Source organism: Granulicella aggregans (genome assembly GCF_014203275.1).
GTDB lineage: Bacteria > Acidobacteriota > Terriglobia > Terriglobales > Acidobacteriaceae > Edaphobacter.
In genome coordinates this window covers 76350-92468 of record NZ_JACHIP010000006.1, presented here as the reverse complement: position 1 = coordinate 92468, position 16119 = coordinate 76350, and the positions used below count along the sequence as shown (strand labels likewise).

Annotated in this window: 14 protein-coding genes; 5 read left to right on the top strand and 9 right to left on the bottom strand. The window is 61.3% G+C overall.

Going from position 1 to position 16119, the window contains the following annotated elements; all coding sequences use genetic code 11:
• Positions 1–15: 15 nt before the first annotated feature.
• The 6 genes from HDF16_RS20335 to HDF16_RS20310 form a co-directional block, all read right to left on the bottom strand.
• Positions 16–648 (bottom strand): MBL fold metallo-hydrolase, encoded by a 633-nt coding sequence (locus HDF16_RS20335; RefSeq protein ID WP_184221048.1) that lies wholly within the window; start codon positions 646–648, stop codon positions 16–18.
• Between the two features lie 58 nt (positions 649–706).
• Positions 707–997 (bottom strand): preprotein translocase subunit SecG, encoded by a 291-nt coding sequence (gene secG, locus HDF16_RS20330; RefSeq protein WP_184221046.1) that lies wholly within the window; start codon positions 995–997, stop codon positions 707–709.
• Positions 998–1107: 110 nt separating this feature from the next.
• The gene (gene holA, locus HDF16_RS20325) at positions 1108–2274 is read right to left on the bottom strand and encodes a DNA polymerase III subunit delta (protein WP_184221044.1); all 1167 of its coding nucleotides are present in this window, start codon (positions 2272–2274) and stop codon (positions 1108–1110) included.
• Positions 2274–2795 (bottom strand): LptE family protein, encoded by a 522-nt coding sequence (lptE, locus tag HDF16_RS20320; RefSeq protein WP_184221042.1) that lies wholly within the window; start codon positions 2793–2795, stop codon positions 2274–2276. The genes holA and lptE overlap by 1 nt, the downstream gene beginning before the upstream one ends.
• Before the next feature lie 94 nt (positions 2796–2889).
• Positions 2890–4230, bottom strand: a complete 1341-nt coding sequence (locus tag HDF16_RS20315) for an Hsp70 family protein (RefSeq protein ID WP_184221040.1) — start codon at positions 4228–4230, stop codon at positions 2890–2892.
• Between the two features lie 68 nt (positions 4231–4298).
• A complete protein-coding gene (locus HDF16_RS20310; RefSeq protein WP_348641369.1) occupies positions 4299–5381 on the bottom strand; it encodes an acyltransferase family protein in 1083 nt (360 codons plus the stop codon).
• 143 nt (positions 5382–5524) lie between these two features.
• Here HDF16_RS20310 and HDF16_RS20305 point away from each other — a divergent pair, with 143 nt between their 5' ends.
• From HDF16_RS20305 to HDF16_RS20295, 3 genes are all read left to right on the top strand, one after another.
• Positions 5525–6349 (top strand): class I SAM-dependent methyltransferase, encoded by an 825-nt coding sequence (locus tag HDF16_RS20305; protein ID WP_184221036.1) that lies wholly within the window; start codon positions 5525–5527, stop codon positions 6347–6349.
• A 71-nt stretch (positions 6350–6420) separates the two neighbouring features.
• Complete coding sequence (locus HDF16_RS20300; protein ID WP_184221034.1) at positions 6421–7161, top strand: DNA alkylation repair protein; 741 nt, start codon at positions 6421–6423, stop codon at positions 7159–7161.
• Positions 7162–7289: 128 nt separating this feature from the next.
• Entirely contained in the window at positions 7290–8873 is a 1584-nt protein-coding gene (locus HDF16_RS20295; RefSeq protein ID WP_221312966.1) for a glycoside hydrolase family 43 protein, read from the top strand.
• A gap of 27 nt (positions 8874–8900) precedes the next feature.
• Here HDF16_RS20295 and HDF16_RS20290 read toward each other — a convergent pair whose 3' ends face one another.
• Complete coding sequence (locus tag HDF16_RS20290; RefSeq protein ID WP_184221030.1) at positions 8901–9323, bottom strand: winged helix-turn-helix transcriptional regulator; 423 nt, start codon at positions 9321–9323, stop codon at positions 8901–8903.
• A gap of 75 nt (positions 9324–9398) precedes the next feature.
• On the opposite strand from HDF16_RS20290, the gene HDF16_RS20285 reads away from it, so the two are divergent.
• Positions 9399–10352, top strand: a complete 954-nt coding sequence (locus tag HDF16_RS20285; RefSeq protein WP_184221028.1) for an oxidoreductase — start codon at positions 9399–9401, stop codon at positions 10350–10352.
• Positions 10353–10400: 48 nt separating this feature from the next.
• On the opposite strand, the gene nagA is transcribed toward HDF16_RS20285, so the two are convergent.
• Complete coding sequence (nagA, locus tag HDF16_RS20280) at positions 10401–11561, bottom strand: N-acetylglucosamine-6-phosphate deacetylase (RefSeq protein ID WP_184221026.1); 1161 nt, start codon at positions 11559–11561, stop codon at positions 10401–10403.
• A gap of 67 nt (positions 11562–11628) precedes the next feature.
• Positions 11629–13854: a glycoside hydrolase family 20 zincin-like fold domain-containing protein gene (locus HDF16_RS20275; RefSeq protein WP_184221023.1), complete on the bottom strand. Its 2226-nt coding sequence runs from the start codon at positions 13852–13854 to the stop codon at positions 11629–11631.
• Positions 13855–14206: 352 nt separating this feature from the next.
• Between HDF16_RS20275 and HDF16_RS20270 the strand changes: the two genes are divergently transcribed.
• A complete protein-coding gene (locus tag HDF16_RS20270) occupies positions 14207–16081 on the top strand; it encodes a hypothetical protein (protein WP_184221021.1) in 1875 nt (624 codons plus the stop codon).
• Positions 16082–16119 lie beyond the last annotated feature (38 nt).

Sequence of the window (16119 nt, the reverse complement as noted above, 5' to 3'; positions counted from 1 at the left end):
AGGAAGCGGCTCAAACTAAAGGTCTTGCAGGAAGGGATTAGACTTTCGCTCCCACCCGATGGTCGTTGACTGACCATGACCCGGAATAACCCTGGTCGCATCCGGCAGCGGCAGCAAACGGTCGCGGATCGAGTCCAGCAACTGCCGCGTATTTCCACCCGGCAGGTCAGTCCGTCCCACTGAGCCAGCGAACAGCGTGTCCCCGGCGATCAGCAGTTTCTCCTCGGGCAGATACAGGCAAAGGCTTCCCTCGGTGTGTCCCGGAGTCAGAATCACCTTGGCCGCCAGCCCATCCACCGAGACCACGTCGCCATCCGTGGGGCTGTCATCCGGCTCTGCAACTTCGGGCGTTGCTACCCCAAGCCATCCGGCCTGCACGCTCATCATTGCGACAAGCGGAAGATCGAGCTGATTGTAGAGAATCGGGGCGCCGGTCAGTCGCTTCAACTCCAGCGCGCCGGCAATGTGGTCGATGTGAGCGTGCGTCACGACGATCTGTTTGACCGTCAACTGATGCCGCTCCAGCACCTTGAGAATGACAGGAATATCGGCGCCGGGATCGACGACGATCGCCTCCCGTGACACCTCATCCCCAAGCACGGAGCAGTTGCATTGCAGCTGGCCGACAGCGAGTATCTCGTGAATCATGAATCAATCCCAACTTAGCCACTACGCCAGCTAGGTCATCCAGTTGCGCCGGGCCGAACTACTTCTTGGGAGCGCTCTGCGTGGTCGACGTGCCCGAGAGCACGGAGTGGTCACCGCTCGCGCGCGACAGCAGGATCGTCAGCGCGATCGAGAGCAGCATGAAAAGGATCGCCGCGTAGGTCGTCAGCTTGGTCAGCAGGTTAGCCGCGCCACGAGGACCGAAGGCCGTCTGCGAGCCCTGGCCGCCGAACGCGCCAGCCAGATCAGCGGACTTGCCCTGCTGCAGAAGAACCACGCCAATTAGAAAGAGGCAAACGACGATGTGAATGAAAACGAGAAAGTAGACCATGGAATAAATCGTTACCTTTTCAACTTCTAAATCGAGCGCCTGCCAGATCGGATCACGCGCTACGTATGCTTCTTAACTGTATCATCCAGCCCGGCAGGCTCAGTTGACGCCTACAGCTCCATAGCAAACTGCTGACTGATCGACTCGTGCATCGCGACCGGCTCCGTAGCCAGATCCAGCACCAGCCGTTCCAGCACCAGCAGCTTGTTCGCCGGCGAACTCCTCAGCTCCAGATCCGCCTTCGCCACCAGCCGAATCGCCCGCGTCAGCTCCCGCCGCGACTTGTACCGCCGCGCCTGCCTGATCAGGTCCTCCGCGGCGAACGGTGGCATCCGGAAGCCCTGCCACAGCACCTGCCAGATCGCCCGCGAGTCCCTTACGTTCTTCTCCGAGATAATCAGCATCTGCCGGAAGGTCCGCGCCAGCATGTACAGATGCCCAATCGCCGCATCCTCTCCACCATCGGAAGCATTCAGCAGCCCATGCAGCAGTGCAAGCGCACGTGTCCGGTCGTGCTGCGAGATCGCGTCGGTCAACTCATACAGCGACCGCTGCTTCGCGGCCAGAACCATCGTCTCCACATCGCCCAGCGTCACATGGTTCCGCGCGATCTGATCTTCCTGTCCAGCCGGAGCCGACACATAAAGCAGCAGCTTCTCAAACTCGCTCGCGATCAGCATCATGTCCGCGCCCAGCGCGTCCACCAGTTGTCGCGCTGCGTCCGCATCGAACTTCACCCCGCGCGCAATCGCCGACTCCGTCACCCAACGAATCGCATCCGACTCTTCGACGCGGGCGAGTTCGACCATACCGCACCAGTCGCCCAGCGTCTCGCGGATGCGTTCAAAGCGGTCCTTATCCTGCATGTCCATCTTGCGTAGGTCGGTCGGAATCCTGAGATGGTCGGCGACAAAGATCACCACTGCCTGCGGGTTGGGTGACCGGAAGTACGCGTCAATTGAAGCAAACTCGTCCTTCTTCGCTCCCCGCGTATACAGATTCTTTAACCCGCGAACGAAGATCACCTGGAACGGGGCCATCAACGAAGGCGTCTGCGCCCGATCCAGTATCTCGAAGATCGAGATCTCCGCCAGATCGAGATCGTGCAGGCAGAAGTCCCGCATATCGCCCGGCACCAGAGCTTCCAGGACACCCTTGCGGCAACGGTCGTAGAGAAAGATCTCGTCGCCCGCCAGCACATACCCGGGACGCAGAGACGGCGTCGCAATCTCCGCCAGGAAGCGCTCGACCGACGCGAAGCTCTTCATCCCCGCCATTAGAACGACTCCAGCATATTGCTCACGATTGTTCGTGCAAAGTCCTGGGAGAGCCGCCGTACCGCCGGCCCATCCTCCTGGATAAACCCATTCAAATCCTGCGTCGACTGGTACTGTTCGCGGAAGGGAAGCGCATCGTTCTGATACAGAATTCGCCCATCCCGCGCCGTCAAAACGACCTTCGCCGTGATCGTCACCAGGTAGCTCGCCGTCTGTCCGCTCGAAGAGTCATACGTCAGCGGCGCAATCGACTGCGTAAGAATCGTCCCGCTCAAATGCGCGTCGGCATCGGCGTCCGTCCCGGTCAGCACCTTGTACTTCGTCCGCGTATCGAGCTCCCGGATCACGGCCTTGGTGAAGTCAACCTCGGTCGAAAAGTTCTGCACTCGCGTTGCGAAGATCGGCACATCGATGGTCCGCGTCCCCGCCGGAAGGTGCGTCGCCGACCCCGCCGTGTGGTATCCACAACCGGACAGGAGGAGCGAAGACGCGAAGAGAATCTGTGCAAAGGGACGCTTCATGCAGGCATCTTTATTGTCGCATCGGCCCAGACGGCGAAAAGGCGAAACCCAGTGCATAAGCTGTGAGGAACCCTGTGGGTCTACAACTCCTGGCTCACTGTGCCGCGCTAAGCGCGAGCCCCATCGCCACCGAAGTAAACTCGTTCCCGGTTCGCACCCGATCCCTCCCGAACCGCCTGTCGAAGATCCCACGCACTGCCGGCACAAAGCTTGTCCCGCCTGTCAGAAACACGCGATTCACCTTCTCCCGTGCGATGCCCGTGTCGTTCATCAGCCCATCCACCGTCGATTCAATCGCCGCCAGGTCGTCCCTGATCCAGCCCTCAAAATCCGCTCGTGAGACCTGATCGACGATCTCCAGGCTCCCATCGCGAAAGCGGAACTCCGCATTCTCTGCCGAAGAAAGATCCACCTTCAACCGCTGCACCGCCTGATGCAGTTGATAGCCGAGATCTTCGTCGATCAGTGTAATCAGTGCCGCTACCTTCTCCGGCTCCTGCGCCCGAGCCCGGGCCGCCTTCAGCATCTCGGTCACGTTCCGCGTTTTCAGAAACGAGAGATAGTGCCAACGCTCCAAATTCGCGTAGATCCACGCCGGAACCGCCGGAATAATCGGCGCAGGCCGATCCGCGGCATGAGAGAAAGTCTTCTCAAACGAGTCCGATCCCAACGCCGGCGACACCAGCTTCCTCACAATCCTCGCGTCGAACGCGTCGCCCGCCAGCCCCAGCCCCGCGTTCCCCAGCAGGTCGTCCTTGCTCCGCCCGCGAGCACGCACTCCCGGCCCAACATGCAGCAGAGAAAAGTCGCTCGTCCCGCCGCCAAAGTCCCCGATCAGAATCAGCTCATCGTCCGTCAGCGAAGACTCATACGCATAAGCCGCCGCCACCGGCTCGTACTCAAACTCGACAGACTCGAATCCCGCCGCCTTGAACGCTGTCTCCAGCCGCGTCGTCGCAAACGCATCGTCCTCCGCCGTCTCCGCCGCGACAAACCGCACCGGCCGTCCGACGGTCGCATGACGCACCGGCCCACCCACGTGCCGCTCGGTCGCTAGCCGCAGGTCAGTCAGAATCCGCGCAATCAACTCCTCCAGCGTGTACCGCCGCCCAAAGACCTCCGTCCCCGTCAGCGACTTGCTGGGCAGATAGCTCTTCAGCGACTGGATCAGCCGTCCTGGCGACTCCGCATGGAGGTAATGCTCGATGGCCTGCGGCCCGGTGAAGCCCTTCAATTGCGTTCGCCCGGCCTGCTTTACCTGTTCGAGGTACAGCACTGATCGGTAGCTCTCGGTCAGCCCCTTCAACGTGGGGAATGAGACAAGCTCCGTCGACCCGTCGCTCTTATAAATCGCGACAGAGCTGTTCGTCGTCCCAAAGTCGATCCCGATCCTTGCCCCAGCATAGGGCCCGTGATTCTTGTTTGCGTCAGACATCAGTCGTATAGATTACCCGTTCTGACTGAGGATGGCCGAGGGAACCTTGCTGCCAACACTGCTGATGTCTAAGACTTCGCTCGCAGATAGCGACGCACCGGCTCGTCGTAGAGTTTGAAGACGGCCCAGGCAAATGCAAGCATGATGCAAACCCCGAGCGCTACTGCTGCCCACAAGCTACCATTCACGAAGTGATGCTTCCCTGCATAGTCGCCCCAGATCCAGATCACGGCATAGTGGGTCATGTAGAGCGGATACGACAAGTCGCCGGAGATCCGGCAAAGCCGCTCCATCTTGGGCGTGACCGTCGTTCCCGCACCCAGTGCGACAAGCAGGGGAAAGCCCACGATGATCACCACCGCTTCGCGTATCCAGGCCCCTTGCGCATAGGGCATCGCCAGGATCAACACCAGCAGAATGCTCAGTCCAGCGAATCCCAGCCGGCTCCGCAACCGCCATCCCATGCGGTACACCAGCAGACCTGCGGGGAAGGCGAACGCGATCCGCACTCCTCCGTCCCAGAAGCTGCGCAAACTCCATCCGCCATAGAGATTGCCTGCGCGATGACTGGCCCAGCACAGCACCGCGGCCATGACCAGGGTAAGCACGATGAGCGCGCCGCGCCGGATGCGATACAGCGCGATCGCGAAGATGAAGTTCGCGACATACTCCCAGAAGAGCGACCAGGAGGGTGCGTTGAGGCCGAAGAGGCTTCGGCCTCCGTCGTGGATGGCGCCATAAGGAACCATGAGAACTGAAGCGGCGAACACAAGAGCCATCTTGCCGGGACCATATCCTGGCGGGACGCCGAAGGGGTTGGCGTAGAAGGCGATCAGTCCAAGGACAGAACCGAAGACAACCAGCGGGTGAAGCCGAATCAGTCGCGCCTTGAAAAAGCTGCCGAGACCCATGGTTGCGATGCGGTCGTCGTAGGCATAGCCAATCACGAAGCCGGAGAGACAGAAGAAGAAATCGACCGCAAGGTAGCCGTGACCGATCCACAACTTGCTGTAATCCCAGATCACCATCTCCGAGAAGTGAAAGATCACCACACAGATCGCAGCCACGCCGCGCAAGCCGTCGAGCACAACGAAGTGCGGCTTTTGCCCGCCGGCTTTTGGCCGATGCCCTGCTGCTTCAAGGTTCCCCACGCGTCCCATACTACAGGCGCAAGCCGCATCTCGGCCCGTCCCTCGGGTCACTCTCCATAAACCCCATCTCACTCGAGATTCACTTGACGTTCCGCCTCCGATCAAGCACCCTTCTCCCATCCTGCAATCTTCGGAGAAGAGTCATGGTCACCGCTCCCCCTGACATCAGCACCATCAAGAACGCGATGCGCGCCACCTGGATGGCCGGCGACTTCGGCGTCGTCGCGAAGACGATCTCAGGCTCCGCGGAGGAGTTCATCGCCCGCCTCGCCATCGCTCCCGGCAGCAGGGTTCTCGACATCGCCTGCGGTACCGGCAACTCAGCGATCCCACTCGCCCGTGCGGGAGCGATCGTCACCGGCGTCGACATCGCCACGAACCTCCTCGAACAGGCCCGCGAGCGCGCTACCGCTGAAGGCCTCAAGATCACCTTCGACGAGGGTGACGCGGAGGCTCTCCCTTACGCCGATGCCAGCTTCGACGCCGTCACCACTATGTTCGGAGCCATGTTCGCCCCGCGCCCGGCGCTGGTCGCCTCGGAGTGCGCCCGCGTGCTCAAACCCGGCGCCCTGCTCGCCATGGCGAATTGGAACCCCGCCAGCTTCACCGGACAGATGTTCAGGGTCGGCAGCGACCACGTTCCTGCGCCGCCCGGAATTCCTCCTCCCGCACTTTGGGGAGACGAGGCCACTGTTCGCGGACGGCTTGCCCCCTTCTTCTCCAACGTCGAGACGCAGCTTATCTCTATCGACTTCGACATGCCCGTGAGCCCTGCCGGTGCCGTAGACTTCTTCCGCAAGTACTTCGGCCCCACCCAGATGGCGTTCGCCCGCCTCGATGCCGCCGGTCAGGCCGCTCTGGCCGCTGACCTCACCGCCCTCTGGTCGAGCGCCAACATAGCGCCGGACCCCGACGCTCACACCCTGGTCAAAAACGAATACTTACAGATCACTGCCATCCGCAATTAACCTAGTCATCCTTCGGGACGCGAAGGATCCGCTGCCGTTCGGCGCTGCAATCTCCCTTTTGCGAGACACCCATGCCCACTCCACAAGCCGTACTCGACGATCTAAAGTCCCTCGGCTCCGAGACCTACCGCAAGACCTACGCCCGCCATGGCATCCCGCTGGATCGCACCTATGGCGTCAGCAACGCCCACCTGAAGACCCTCGCCAAATCCATCACCAAGGCCTTGAAGAAGGAGCCCGGCGAACTCCAGGCGCTCGCCCTCGCTCTGTACGACACCGGCAACATGGATGCCATGTACCTCGCTGGCATCCTCGCCGACGGCGCTGTTATGTCCCGGCGCGAACTCCAGCGCTGGGCCGAAAACTCCCACGCCATGTCCATCGTCGCTGAGCACACCGTCCCCTGGGTCGCCGTCGAAAGCCCCCACGCCCGCCACATGGCCACCGAGTGGATCAACTCGAAGCGCGACTTCATCGCCTCCTCCGGCTGGTGCACCTGGTCCGGGGTGATCGCCACCACGCCCGACAGCGCCCTGGACCTTGCCGAGATCGAGCGCCTCCTTACCGTCGTCGAAAAGAAGATACTCACCGTCGAAGGCCGCCACCGCTACACCATGAACGGCTTCGTCATCGCCGTCGGCGGCTACGTCATGCCTCTAGCCGACAAAGCTAAGGCCACCGCCGCTCGGATTGGCGAGGTCTCGGTGGAGATGGGCGACACCGCCTGCAAAGTCCCACTCGCCACTGCCTACATCGAAAAGATGGAATCTTCCGGCAGGCAAGGCCAGAAGAAGAAGACCATTCGCTGTTGACGCGAAGCCATAGCTCCATAGCCTCGCCGAGAAGAAGTGTTATCTCTACCGATAGCCACTTAGCCGGGTGCCCACGCATGGCAAGATAAGAAGCCGACGCACAATTCTGCGAAATGATTGGGCCACTGATGATCAAGCCTTGTTTCTTCATTCTCTTCCTGTCGATGATCGCCAGCGTCTCGGGCACCGCGCGTTCCCAGGCGCACGTCCCCACCTTTCAGAATCCCGTCCTCTGGGAAGACCTCGCCGACCTAGACATTCTCCGTGTCGGCGATACCTTCTACTACTCTGCCTCGAACATGCAATACTCGCCTGGAGCGCCCATCCTCAGCTCCAAAGACCTCGTCAACTGGAAGTACGTGGGTCACTCCATCCCTGTCTTGGACTTCTCCCCTGCCTACGATCTCAACGGCGGCAACGCCTACGTCAAAGGCAGCTGGGCCTCCTTCCTCAACTACCGCAAGAGCAACAAGACCTTCTACTGGGGAGGTTGCATCGAGAACAAGAAGACCCACATCTACACTGCGACCGACGTAGCTGGCCCATGGAAGAAACACGCTGTCCTCGACCAGTGCTACTACGACGCCGGGCTGCTCGTCGATGACGACGACACCATGTACGTCGCCTACGGAGCCAAGACCCTTCACGTCGCTCAGCTCTCGCCCGACGGCACCCACGAGGTCAAGTCGCAGGAGGTCTTCACCGCTCCCGCCGGCGTGGACTACATAGAAGGCTCACGCTTCTACAAGATCAACGGCAACTACTACATCTTCACCACCCGTCCGCCCAACGACGAGTACGTCCTCAAATCCACTACTGGCCCCTTCGGTCCTTACACCCTGCAGAAGCTCGTCGTGAGCGCCAAATCTCCTATCGCAAACGGAGGTGGCCCCCACCAGGGCGGAATCGTTCAGACGCAGAAGGGCGACTGGTACTATATGGCCTTCGTCGACGCCTACCCCAATGGCCGCGTGCCCGTCCTCGCCCCGCTCACATGGAACGCCGATGGCTGGCCCTCCCTCAACCTCGTCGATAACATTTGGCCGCAGACGGTGCCCTATCCGCTTTCGCCACAAGGCAAGGTCTCTCATACCGGCACCGACCACTTCCTCGGCGCATCGCTCGACCCGCAGTGGGAGTGGAATCACAACCCCGACAACACAAAGTGGTCGCTGCACAAGGGCCTGAAGCTCGAAACCGCGACCGTCGGCAACGACATCTATGCCGCTCGCAACACTCTGACTCACCGCATCCTCGGGCCCGTCTCCAACGCCACCATCGAGCTCGACCTGGCCCACATGAAGGATGGCGACCGCGCCGGCCTCGCCCTCTTCCGTGACAGCTCCGCGTGGATCGGTGTCGCCCGTGACAGGGGGTCTCTCCGGGTCGTCATGGAGAACAATCTCACGATGGATGAGCACTGGAAGACCACCGCCACGGGAACCGAGGTCGCCAGCGCCCCCATCTCGACTCGCAAGATCTGGCTTCGCGCTTCAGCCGATACCATGGCGAACTTCAAGTCCGGCCCGGACCGCACCGGAACCTTCGCCTACAGCCTCGATGGCAAGACCTTCCAGTCGCTCGGCACGCCCTTCAGCTTCACCAAAGACTGGCACTTCTTCATGGGCTACCGATACGCACTCTTCAACTACGCCACCCAATCGCTGGGAGGAGCGGTTACCGTGTCGTCGTTCACTGTGGCCGCGCCGTAGCCGCTTCTCCAGTAGGCTCGATGGAGTTCAGGCGCGCTTCACGCGAGCCGGGACCTCGTGGTCGTAGGTTGCATGCGCCGCCTCGAACTTCGCGATGTTCACCGTCGTCCACTGCCATAGCGGATGCACCAACTCCAGCATCTCCAGCGCCAGATCCGTGATCGCGTACTCGACGCGCGGAGGCACCTCGGCAAACACTGCGCGCGTCACCAGGCCATCGCGCTCCAACTGCCGGAGCACCTTCGTCAATGACTTCTGGCTCACTCCTTCGACCCGCTCCATCAACCGCGAAAACCGCAGGGGAGCATCCGCCTCCGCCAGCTCAGCCAGCGCCCAAAGTGTCCACTTTTCCGCCAGCCGCGTCACAATGTCCCGCGTCAGCGAGTCCTGCTGCTCGGTCAACGCCTCGCAAGCCGCATTCGCCTCCGCCCAGTCGATGCTCTTTTTCATTAGTTACCTCCAGGTAAGTACAAGCCAAAAAGGTGCCTTATTGCCATTGGATACTAATGGAAGCATACTGCCTACATGGCTACCAAATCGACCACGAAATTCACCGCAAACGACGTCCCCTCACAGCGCGAACGCCGCGTCCTCATCACCGGCGCAAACTCCGGCATCGGCTACGAAGCCGCCCTTGAACTTGCCCGCAAAGGCGCGGAGATCATCTTCCCCGCCCGCTCACTCGACAAAGCGAACGACGCCATCTCCCGCATCCGCCAACAGGTGCCCGGAGCAAAGATCACGCCCGCCATCCTCGACCTCGCCTCCCTCGCCAGCATCCGTGCGTTCGCCGCCCGCATTTCTTTCGAATTCCCCGGCGAATCCCTCGATCTGCTCATCAACAACGCGGGCGTCATGGCCGTTCCGCAGCGTGAACTCACCGTCGATGGCTACGAACGCCAGTTCGCCACCAACTACCTCGGACCATTCCTGCTCACAGCCCTGCTCTATCCGCACCTGAAGCCTCAGTCGGGCACGCGGATCGTCACCGTCTCCAGCGGCGTTAGCAACCAGGGCAAAATCGAGTTCGACAATCTGCAGTCGGAGCGAGCCTACAGCCCCATGTTCGGGGCTTACTCGCAGTCCAAACTGGCAGACCTCATCTTCCAGCAGGAACTCCAGCGCCGCCTCAACGCCTCCGGGTCGCCGATTCTCAGCACCGGTGCGCATCCCGGCTATGCCATCACGAATCTGCAGACCAGCGGCCCGGCCGGAGTCATGCCGATTGGTTTCCGGATCATCTCTACGATTCTTAAGCCACTCGCGTCGCAGGATGCCGCTCACGGCGCGTTCCCCACCCTCTACGCCGCGGTTTCGCCCGATGTCACTCCAGGTGGCTACTACGGTCCCAGCGGCTTCCAGGAACTCAAAGGCTATCCCGTCCCGGCCAAGATCGCTCCCCTGGCCAAAGATCTCGCTCTCGCAAAACGCCTCTGGTCCGAGACAGAACGCCTCGTCGGGGTACAGTTCACGCCCTAGAGAAGTCGCAACAGCATCCCCGCCAAAAGGCGGCCCGAGCCTCGGAAGCTAAACCCTTCCAACCACCTCGCGCGCCGTTACACTCTTCCCGCAAAGCATCGTCTCTACGAGCAACCCATCCGGCGCGAACCGGTTGAAGTTCGCGGGCCTGCCCACTCCCACCGCAAACCGCTCTTCGAGCCCCAGCATCTTCGCCGGGTTGTGCGAAGCGGCGCGCGCGACCGTCGCCACGGATCTCCCCGTAAACTTCGCGAAGTTCGCCACCGCCCGGTCCAGCGTAATCACCGATCCCGCCAGCACTCCGCGCGCCGTCGCATGACCATCCTTCACCTGGACATCAAAGTTGCCCAGCCGGAACGTCCCATCCGGCATTCCCGCAGCCGACATGCCGTCCGTCACCAGGATCACCTTGTCTGCGCTCTTGCACCGCGCAAACAACTTCACCATCTCGGGAGCCACATGGATCCCGTCGCAGATCAGCTCCGCAAACGTTTCCTCGTCGGTCAGCACAACGCTCACCACGCCCGGCTCGCGATGGTCCATCGCCCGCATCGCGTTGAAGGTATGCGTCGCGCTTGAAGCTCCCGCCGCAATTCCTGCATGGGCCTCGGCTGCCGTCGCGTTGGTGTGTCCCATGCTCAGCCGCACACCCCGCGACGTCGCATGAGCAATCAACTCCAGCGCTCCCGGAACCTCAGGTGCAACCGTCATCAGACGGATATGTCCCCGAGCCGCATCCTGGAACCGATCGAAGAGTCCAATGTCCGGCTTCAACAGGTCTGGGGCATTATGGACGCCACGTTTGGTGTGCGAGAGAAACGGCCCCTCCAGATGGATCCCAATCGGAGTAGCTCGGCCCTCTCCGCCGCGTTCATCCGCAGACTCGATATGCTCCGCGATCCGCTCCATTGACCGCAGTATCTCGTCGATCGGCGCGGTCACCGTCGTCGGCAGGTAATGTCCCACGCCCCGCGTCGCCAGAAATCGCTCCATCTCGCAAAACCCGCTGGCAGAGGTCTCCATTACATCGTGACTGACCGCTCCGTGGATGTGGACGTCCAGGAAACTCGAGGTAAGCACCGTCTCGTCGGTATTTGCCTCGCCCGCCTCGACGGAGAGGACAATACCATCCTCCCCAATTCGTATCTGGGGATAGTCAATGACGCCATCCGGCGTATGAAGCGCCCTTGCAGTGATCGTTTTAGCCATAAATGAACATTCTAGAGTAGTCCGCAACAAGTGTAATGCGTCTTTCGCGGTACAACGCATACTGAAGTTACTTTGTTCCGGCGGGTGCCGTAACTAGTACAGACGGAATCCCCAATTCTGCGGCAGGTGGCAGCGTATGACTATCGTTCCATTGGCGTAGAGCGCTCCGGAACCGGTCGCTCCGCGCCAGCAGGATCCCCACCGTATAGTCGTAGTGCTCCAGCACCGGACGCAGCGCATAGGGCCGGTTCGACCGCAGCCATTCCGCCGCGAACATGTCCCGCAGCAGCGAGTACCGGTCTCGCATATCCTCAATCCGCCCGTTCACACCGTTAATGTCCGAGAGCTCCCGTCCCACCGCCGCCCGGACCTTCTTGTCCATCGAGCCCTGCGACGCGTATGCCCGTTGATATCCCTCCACAAGCTCGTCGGCTAGCTGGAAGTTCAGCCCGATCAGGTCCATCCGTCGCGCTCCCAGCTCCATCGCGTCTACCGCATCCGGCTCCTCAAGATTCGAACTTGCCGCACCGTAAATCTCCGACTCGTAGATTGCTGTCGTCGGCGCGGCGTGCTCCACCACCGCCTTCGCTCCAGCCGCGGCCCGCGCTTCGGCAATCAGCGTCAGCGCCGCTTCAGCGTGGATGCGAAGTTCATGCGTATACGGCCTCACCTGCGCCCCAATCTTCAACCCGTCCTTTGACAGCGGATCAACCCAGAAGATGCTGTTGCTGGCATCCCCCACCTTGGCCTGATCTTTCAGTACGGCGTGCGCTGCCATGAGTTCCTTCTGCGCCTGGTTCAGCTTGCCGGTCGCATCGTTATGGAAGACCTGCGCGTAGCTTTGCTGAAACTGCGGTATCGAGGACTCACCCTTCTGCCAGCCAGCCGCCGCGCCAAACAGAATCCCGTACCAGTCCTGGTTGAACAGTCCCTCGCCATCGTCGTTCCAAATCGTATTCAGCAGGCCCGTCGACCCCAGTCGCTGCCCATCCCGCGCGAACTCCTGGATATTCAGCAGCGCCAGATTGTTGTTCGGATACACCTTGCGGAAGTTGTTGACGCTCGGCGCGACCCACGTCTCAAAGCCCGCGTTCCTGAAAGGATTCAGAAACCGGTCATATCCCTTCGGCTCCGGGCTATATACCCAGGCGATGGCAATCGTCTGCTGCTTGAACTTATCGGGAAGCTGCTTCAGGAGATCCGGAGCATCCTGTGCGATATCTCCCCAGAACAGGAGCCGCCGATGCAACGGCTCTACCGACGTCGCAATCCGTTGCATGAAGTCGAGATACACCGGAGCAAGCCCTCGCGAGTCCACCTCCGCCTTGGTCTGTCCCAGCCCCAGGTCGACCGTCTCGTCCGCTCCGATGTGGAGAAAAGGGCCGGGATATTGCCCGGCAAGCTCGGTCAGCATCTGCGTCGTCAGCGCCAGCGACCCTGCCTGCCCGGGCGCAAGTACCGCCCCATGCGGCGTCTCCGCCAGCGTCTGATACTGCTCCCAGGTCAGGTTATGGTGAAGATGCCCAAACGCTTCCTGCTCCGGCACGATCATCACGTGGTAGGGCTTGGCGTACGCCACCAGTGCCGCCGCGTCCGCCGCTGTGACCGTTCCTCCCGGAGGCCCCCACAGCGGATTCGCTGCATATCCCGCCGTGTGCTCAAAATAGGGTGAATACAGATTCACCTTATACGCGGCCAGCGTTCTGATCAGCTTCTTCTGAAACTCCAGCGTTGTGACCGGCCCGCGCGAGAGGTCATCGTCCAGCCCGCGATACTTCATCGCAGGCCAGTCGCGGATCGTCGCCGTGTGCAGCACCGCCGCTCGCCCAGCACCAGCATCGACCAACTGCTTCACCGTCTGCAGAGCATAGAAGATGCCTTCAGCGGAGGCCGCCGTCACCGCCAGTCCCTTGCCGTCGGGGATGATGACATACCCCTCTGGCTTCATCGCCTCGGGAAATCCCGCATTCGCCGTCCGTTCCGGGCTGTCGACCGGCAAAGAGTCGCGGTAGATCGACTGCGAGATCGCCGACCCATACCGGGTCACCAGCACGGTCACGCCGGCAGTGCTGCTTACATCCACACCCTTCGCCGAGAGAGTGGTCTTCAGGTCCGCAATCGCGAACTCGTCCTCCGCCGCACACGGCGCGGAGCACGTGATCTGCACCCCTCCGGTCAGTGGCTGGGACGAGATGTTCGACACCGACACCGGCATCGGGATCAGATGCAGCCCTGTCCCTTGCGACCAGGCGGGCGAAATTCCCGCCAGAGCCAGCAAGCCCAGTAGCGTCATCTGTCGATTTGCGAGGGCGATAAGTGTTGAAGAGAAAAGCCCCTTTGGGCTCGCGGCGGTCATCCTTGGCATGACAAGAACGGTAAATCAATCGCCTCATTCTTGGACAGCGGTCGCAAGATCACCCTCTTGCATCCCCTGATCACGGGTAAGCGGTAATGCCGCCGCGAGGTTACCGAAGATCGGCCACCTCGCGCCAATTCATCCCGAATGCGGGCAAAATTCTCAGTCCTGTAACGCAACCTTGGGATGATGAATGCACAGAACATTGCGAAAACAGCGATGACCAGACCCCCAAGGTGGTTCGACCGTACCTGTGGGCCATCTTCTGAACATGATTATGAGAGGTTCCATGACCAAGCAATTACAGGTGACACTGGCAGCGTTGATGGTGCTTTCCGCCATACGCGTTCCGGCGCAGACCACAACCCCGGCCCACACCACGACCACAGCCAAGAAGAAGAAGGCCGTGGCGAAGGCGCCCAAGGAGACCGCGACCGAACGCCAGATCCGCGAACTCCGTGAGCAGATGCAGAACCAGCAGGCAGAGATCGACAACCTGAAGGCGCAGACCGCCGCCAAGGATGCAGAGCTCGCCGCGGCACAGCAGGCTGCCACCGCTGCCCAGGCCACCGCTGCCGCTGCCACCACCCAGGCCCAGAGCGTAGGCGCTTCCGTCCAGGCTAACGCCGATGCCGTCGCCAGCCTCCAGGGCACCGTCACCGATCTCAAGAACTCGAACACCGGTCTCGCCCTCACCATCAGCGACACCAAGAAGGACCTGACCGAGAAGATCGAGTCGCCCACCGCACTCCACTACAAGGGCATTCTGATTCAGCCGGGTGGCTTCATCGCGGCCGAAACCGTTTACCGTTCGCGCTCGTTGAACTCGGATGTCAACACCCCGTTCAACTCCACCCCGTACATGAACACCGCCCAGGCATTCACCAGTGAGTTCAACGCATCGGGCCGTCAGTCGCGTCTCGCCGTTCTCCTCACCGCTCCCACCCCGTGGGGCAAGATGGGCGGCTACTACGAGATGGACTTCCTCGGTGCCGGCACCACCTCGAACGACAACCAGACCAACAGCTACGTCGTTCGTCAGCGCGAGGCCTGGGTCCAGGCAGCGGTCAACAACGGCTTCACCTTTACCGGTGGCCAGATGTGGTCACTCGCTACCGAAGTGAAGAAGGGAATCAACGAAGCTCCGGGAGCTGAGAACCTGCCCCAGACCATCGACGCCCAGTACCACGTAGGCTTCACCTTCGAGCGCCAGTACGGTGCCCGCTTCGCCTACAACTTCGCGAAGATCCACAACATCGCCATCGCTATCGAAGAGTCGCAGACGGTTCTCGCCGGAACCACCAACGCTCCGACGAACTTCTTCTTCGGCAGCGCCGGCAACACCGGTGGTCTGTACAACAGCACCGGCAACGGCAGCACCGCGCAGAACTACTCCAACAACGTCGCTCCTGACATCATTGTGAAGTACTCCGCGGACACCAAGTTCGGTCACTACGAAGTCGGTGGCATCGCCCGCTTCTTCCGCGACCGTTACTACCCCAGCCTGGGATACACCACCACGGTCGTCACGACCGCTACGAAGGGCACCAACTACACCGTCACCGGTGGAGGCTTCTTCGCCAACGCTCGCGTCCCCGTCAAGAAGTACGCGGAGATCGGCGTTCACGTCCTGCAAGGCGATGGTACCGGTCGTTACGGCACCTCGAACCTCGGCGACGTAACCGTCAAGCCGAACGGAACCCTCGAGCCGCTGCGTAACTCGGCTGGCCTCGTCTCCGTCGAAACCCACCCCGCCAAGAAGCTCGACATCTTCGGCTACGCCGGTGGCGAGTACCTGCAGCGCACTGTCTACACCGCCTTCACGGCAGCCGCTCCGACGACCCCGGTTTACGTCGGCTACGCTCCCATCCAGGGCGAGAAGGACGGAGCCTGCAACACCGAGATTCCTCCGACCGCAGCCTCTGGCTACGCCCCCGGAGCGAGCTCCTGCTCCGGCCACACTCGTGCGGTTCTCGAAGGAACGGCTGGCTTCACCTACCGTCTCTACAGCTCGCCGACAAAGGGTCGCATTCAGTACTCGATGACCTACAGCTACCTCACCCGCGAAGCCTGGACCGGCCTGAACACCGCCGGCACCGCAGCGGTAAACCCGAAGGCCACCAACAACATGGTCTTCTCCAGCTTCCGCTACTACATCCCGTAGTCGGAACGCATCGCTCAATTGAAAAGGCGCTCCTCCGG

Coding starts and splice junctions, on each gene's coding strand:
- HDF16_RS20305 (WP_184221036.1), top strand. CDS start 5,525: ATGGTCACCGCTCCCCCTGACATCAGCACCATCAAGAACGCGATGCGC.
- HDF16_RS20295 (WP_221312966.1), top strand. CDS start 7,290: ATGATCAAGCCTTGTTTCTTCATTCTCTTCCTGTCGATGATCGCCAGC.
- HDF16_RS20275 (WP_184221023.1), bottom strand. CDS start 13,854: ATGACGCTACTGGGCTTGCTGGCTCTGGCGGGAATTTCGCCCGCCTGG.
- HDF16_RS20335 (WP_184221048.1), bottom strand. CDS start 648: ATGATTCACGAGATACTCGCTGTCGGCCAGCTGCAATGCAACTGCTCC.
- nagA (WP_184221026.1), bottom strand. CDS start 11,561: ATGGCTAAAACGATCACTGCAAGGGCGCTTCATACGCCGGATGGCGTC.
- HDF16_RS20300 (WP_184221034.1), top strand. CDS start 6,421: ATGCCCACTCCACAAGCCGTACTCGACGATCTAAAGTCCCTCGGCTCC.
- HDF16_RS20315 (WP_184221040.1), bottom strand. CDS start 4,230: ATGTCTGACGCAAACAAGAATCACGGGCCCTATGCTGGGGCAAGGATC.
- HDF16_RS20290 (WP_184221030.1), bottom strand. CDS start 9,323: ATGAAAAAGAGCATCGACTGGGCGGAGGCGAATGCGGCTTGCGAGGCG.
- lptE (WP_184221042.1), bottom strand. CDS start 2,795: ATGAAGCGTCCCTTTGCACAGATTCTCTTCGCGTCTTCGCTCCTCCTG.
- secG (WP_184221046.1), bottom strand. CDS start 997: ATGGTCTACTTTCTCGTTTTCATTCACATCGTCGTTTGCCTCTTTCTA.
- HDF16_RS20270 (WP_184221021.1), top strand. CDS start 14,207: ATGACCAAGCAATTACAGGTGACACTGGCAGCGTTGATGGTGCTTTCC.
- HDF16_RS20285 (WP_184221028.1), top strand. CDS start 9,399: ATGGCTACCAAATCGACCACGAAATTCACCGCAAACGACGTCCCCTCA.
- holA (WP_184221044.1), bottom strand. CDS start 2,274: ATGGCGGGGATGAAGAGCTTCGCGTCGGTCGAGCGCTTCCTGGCGGAG.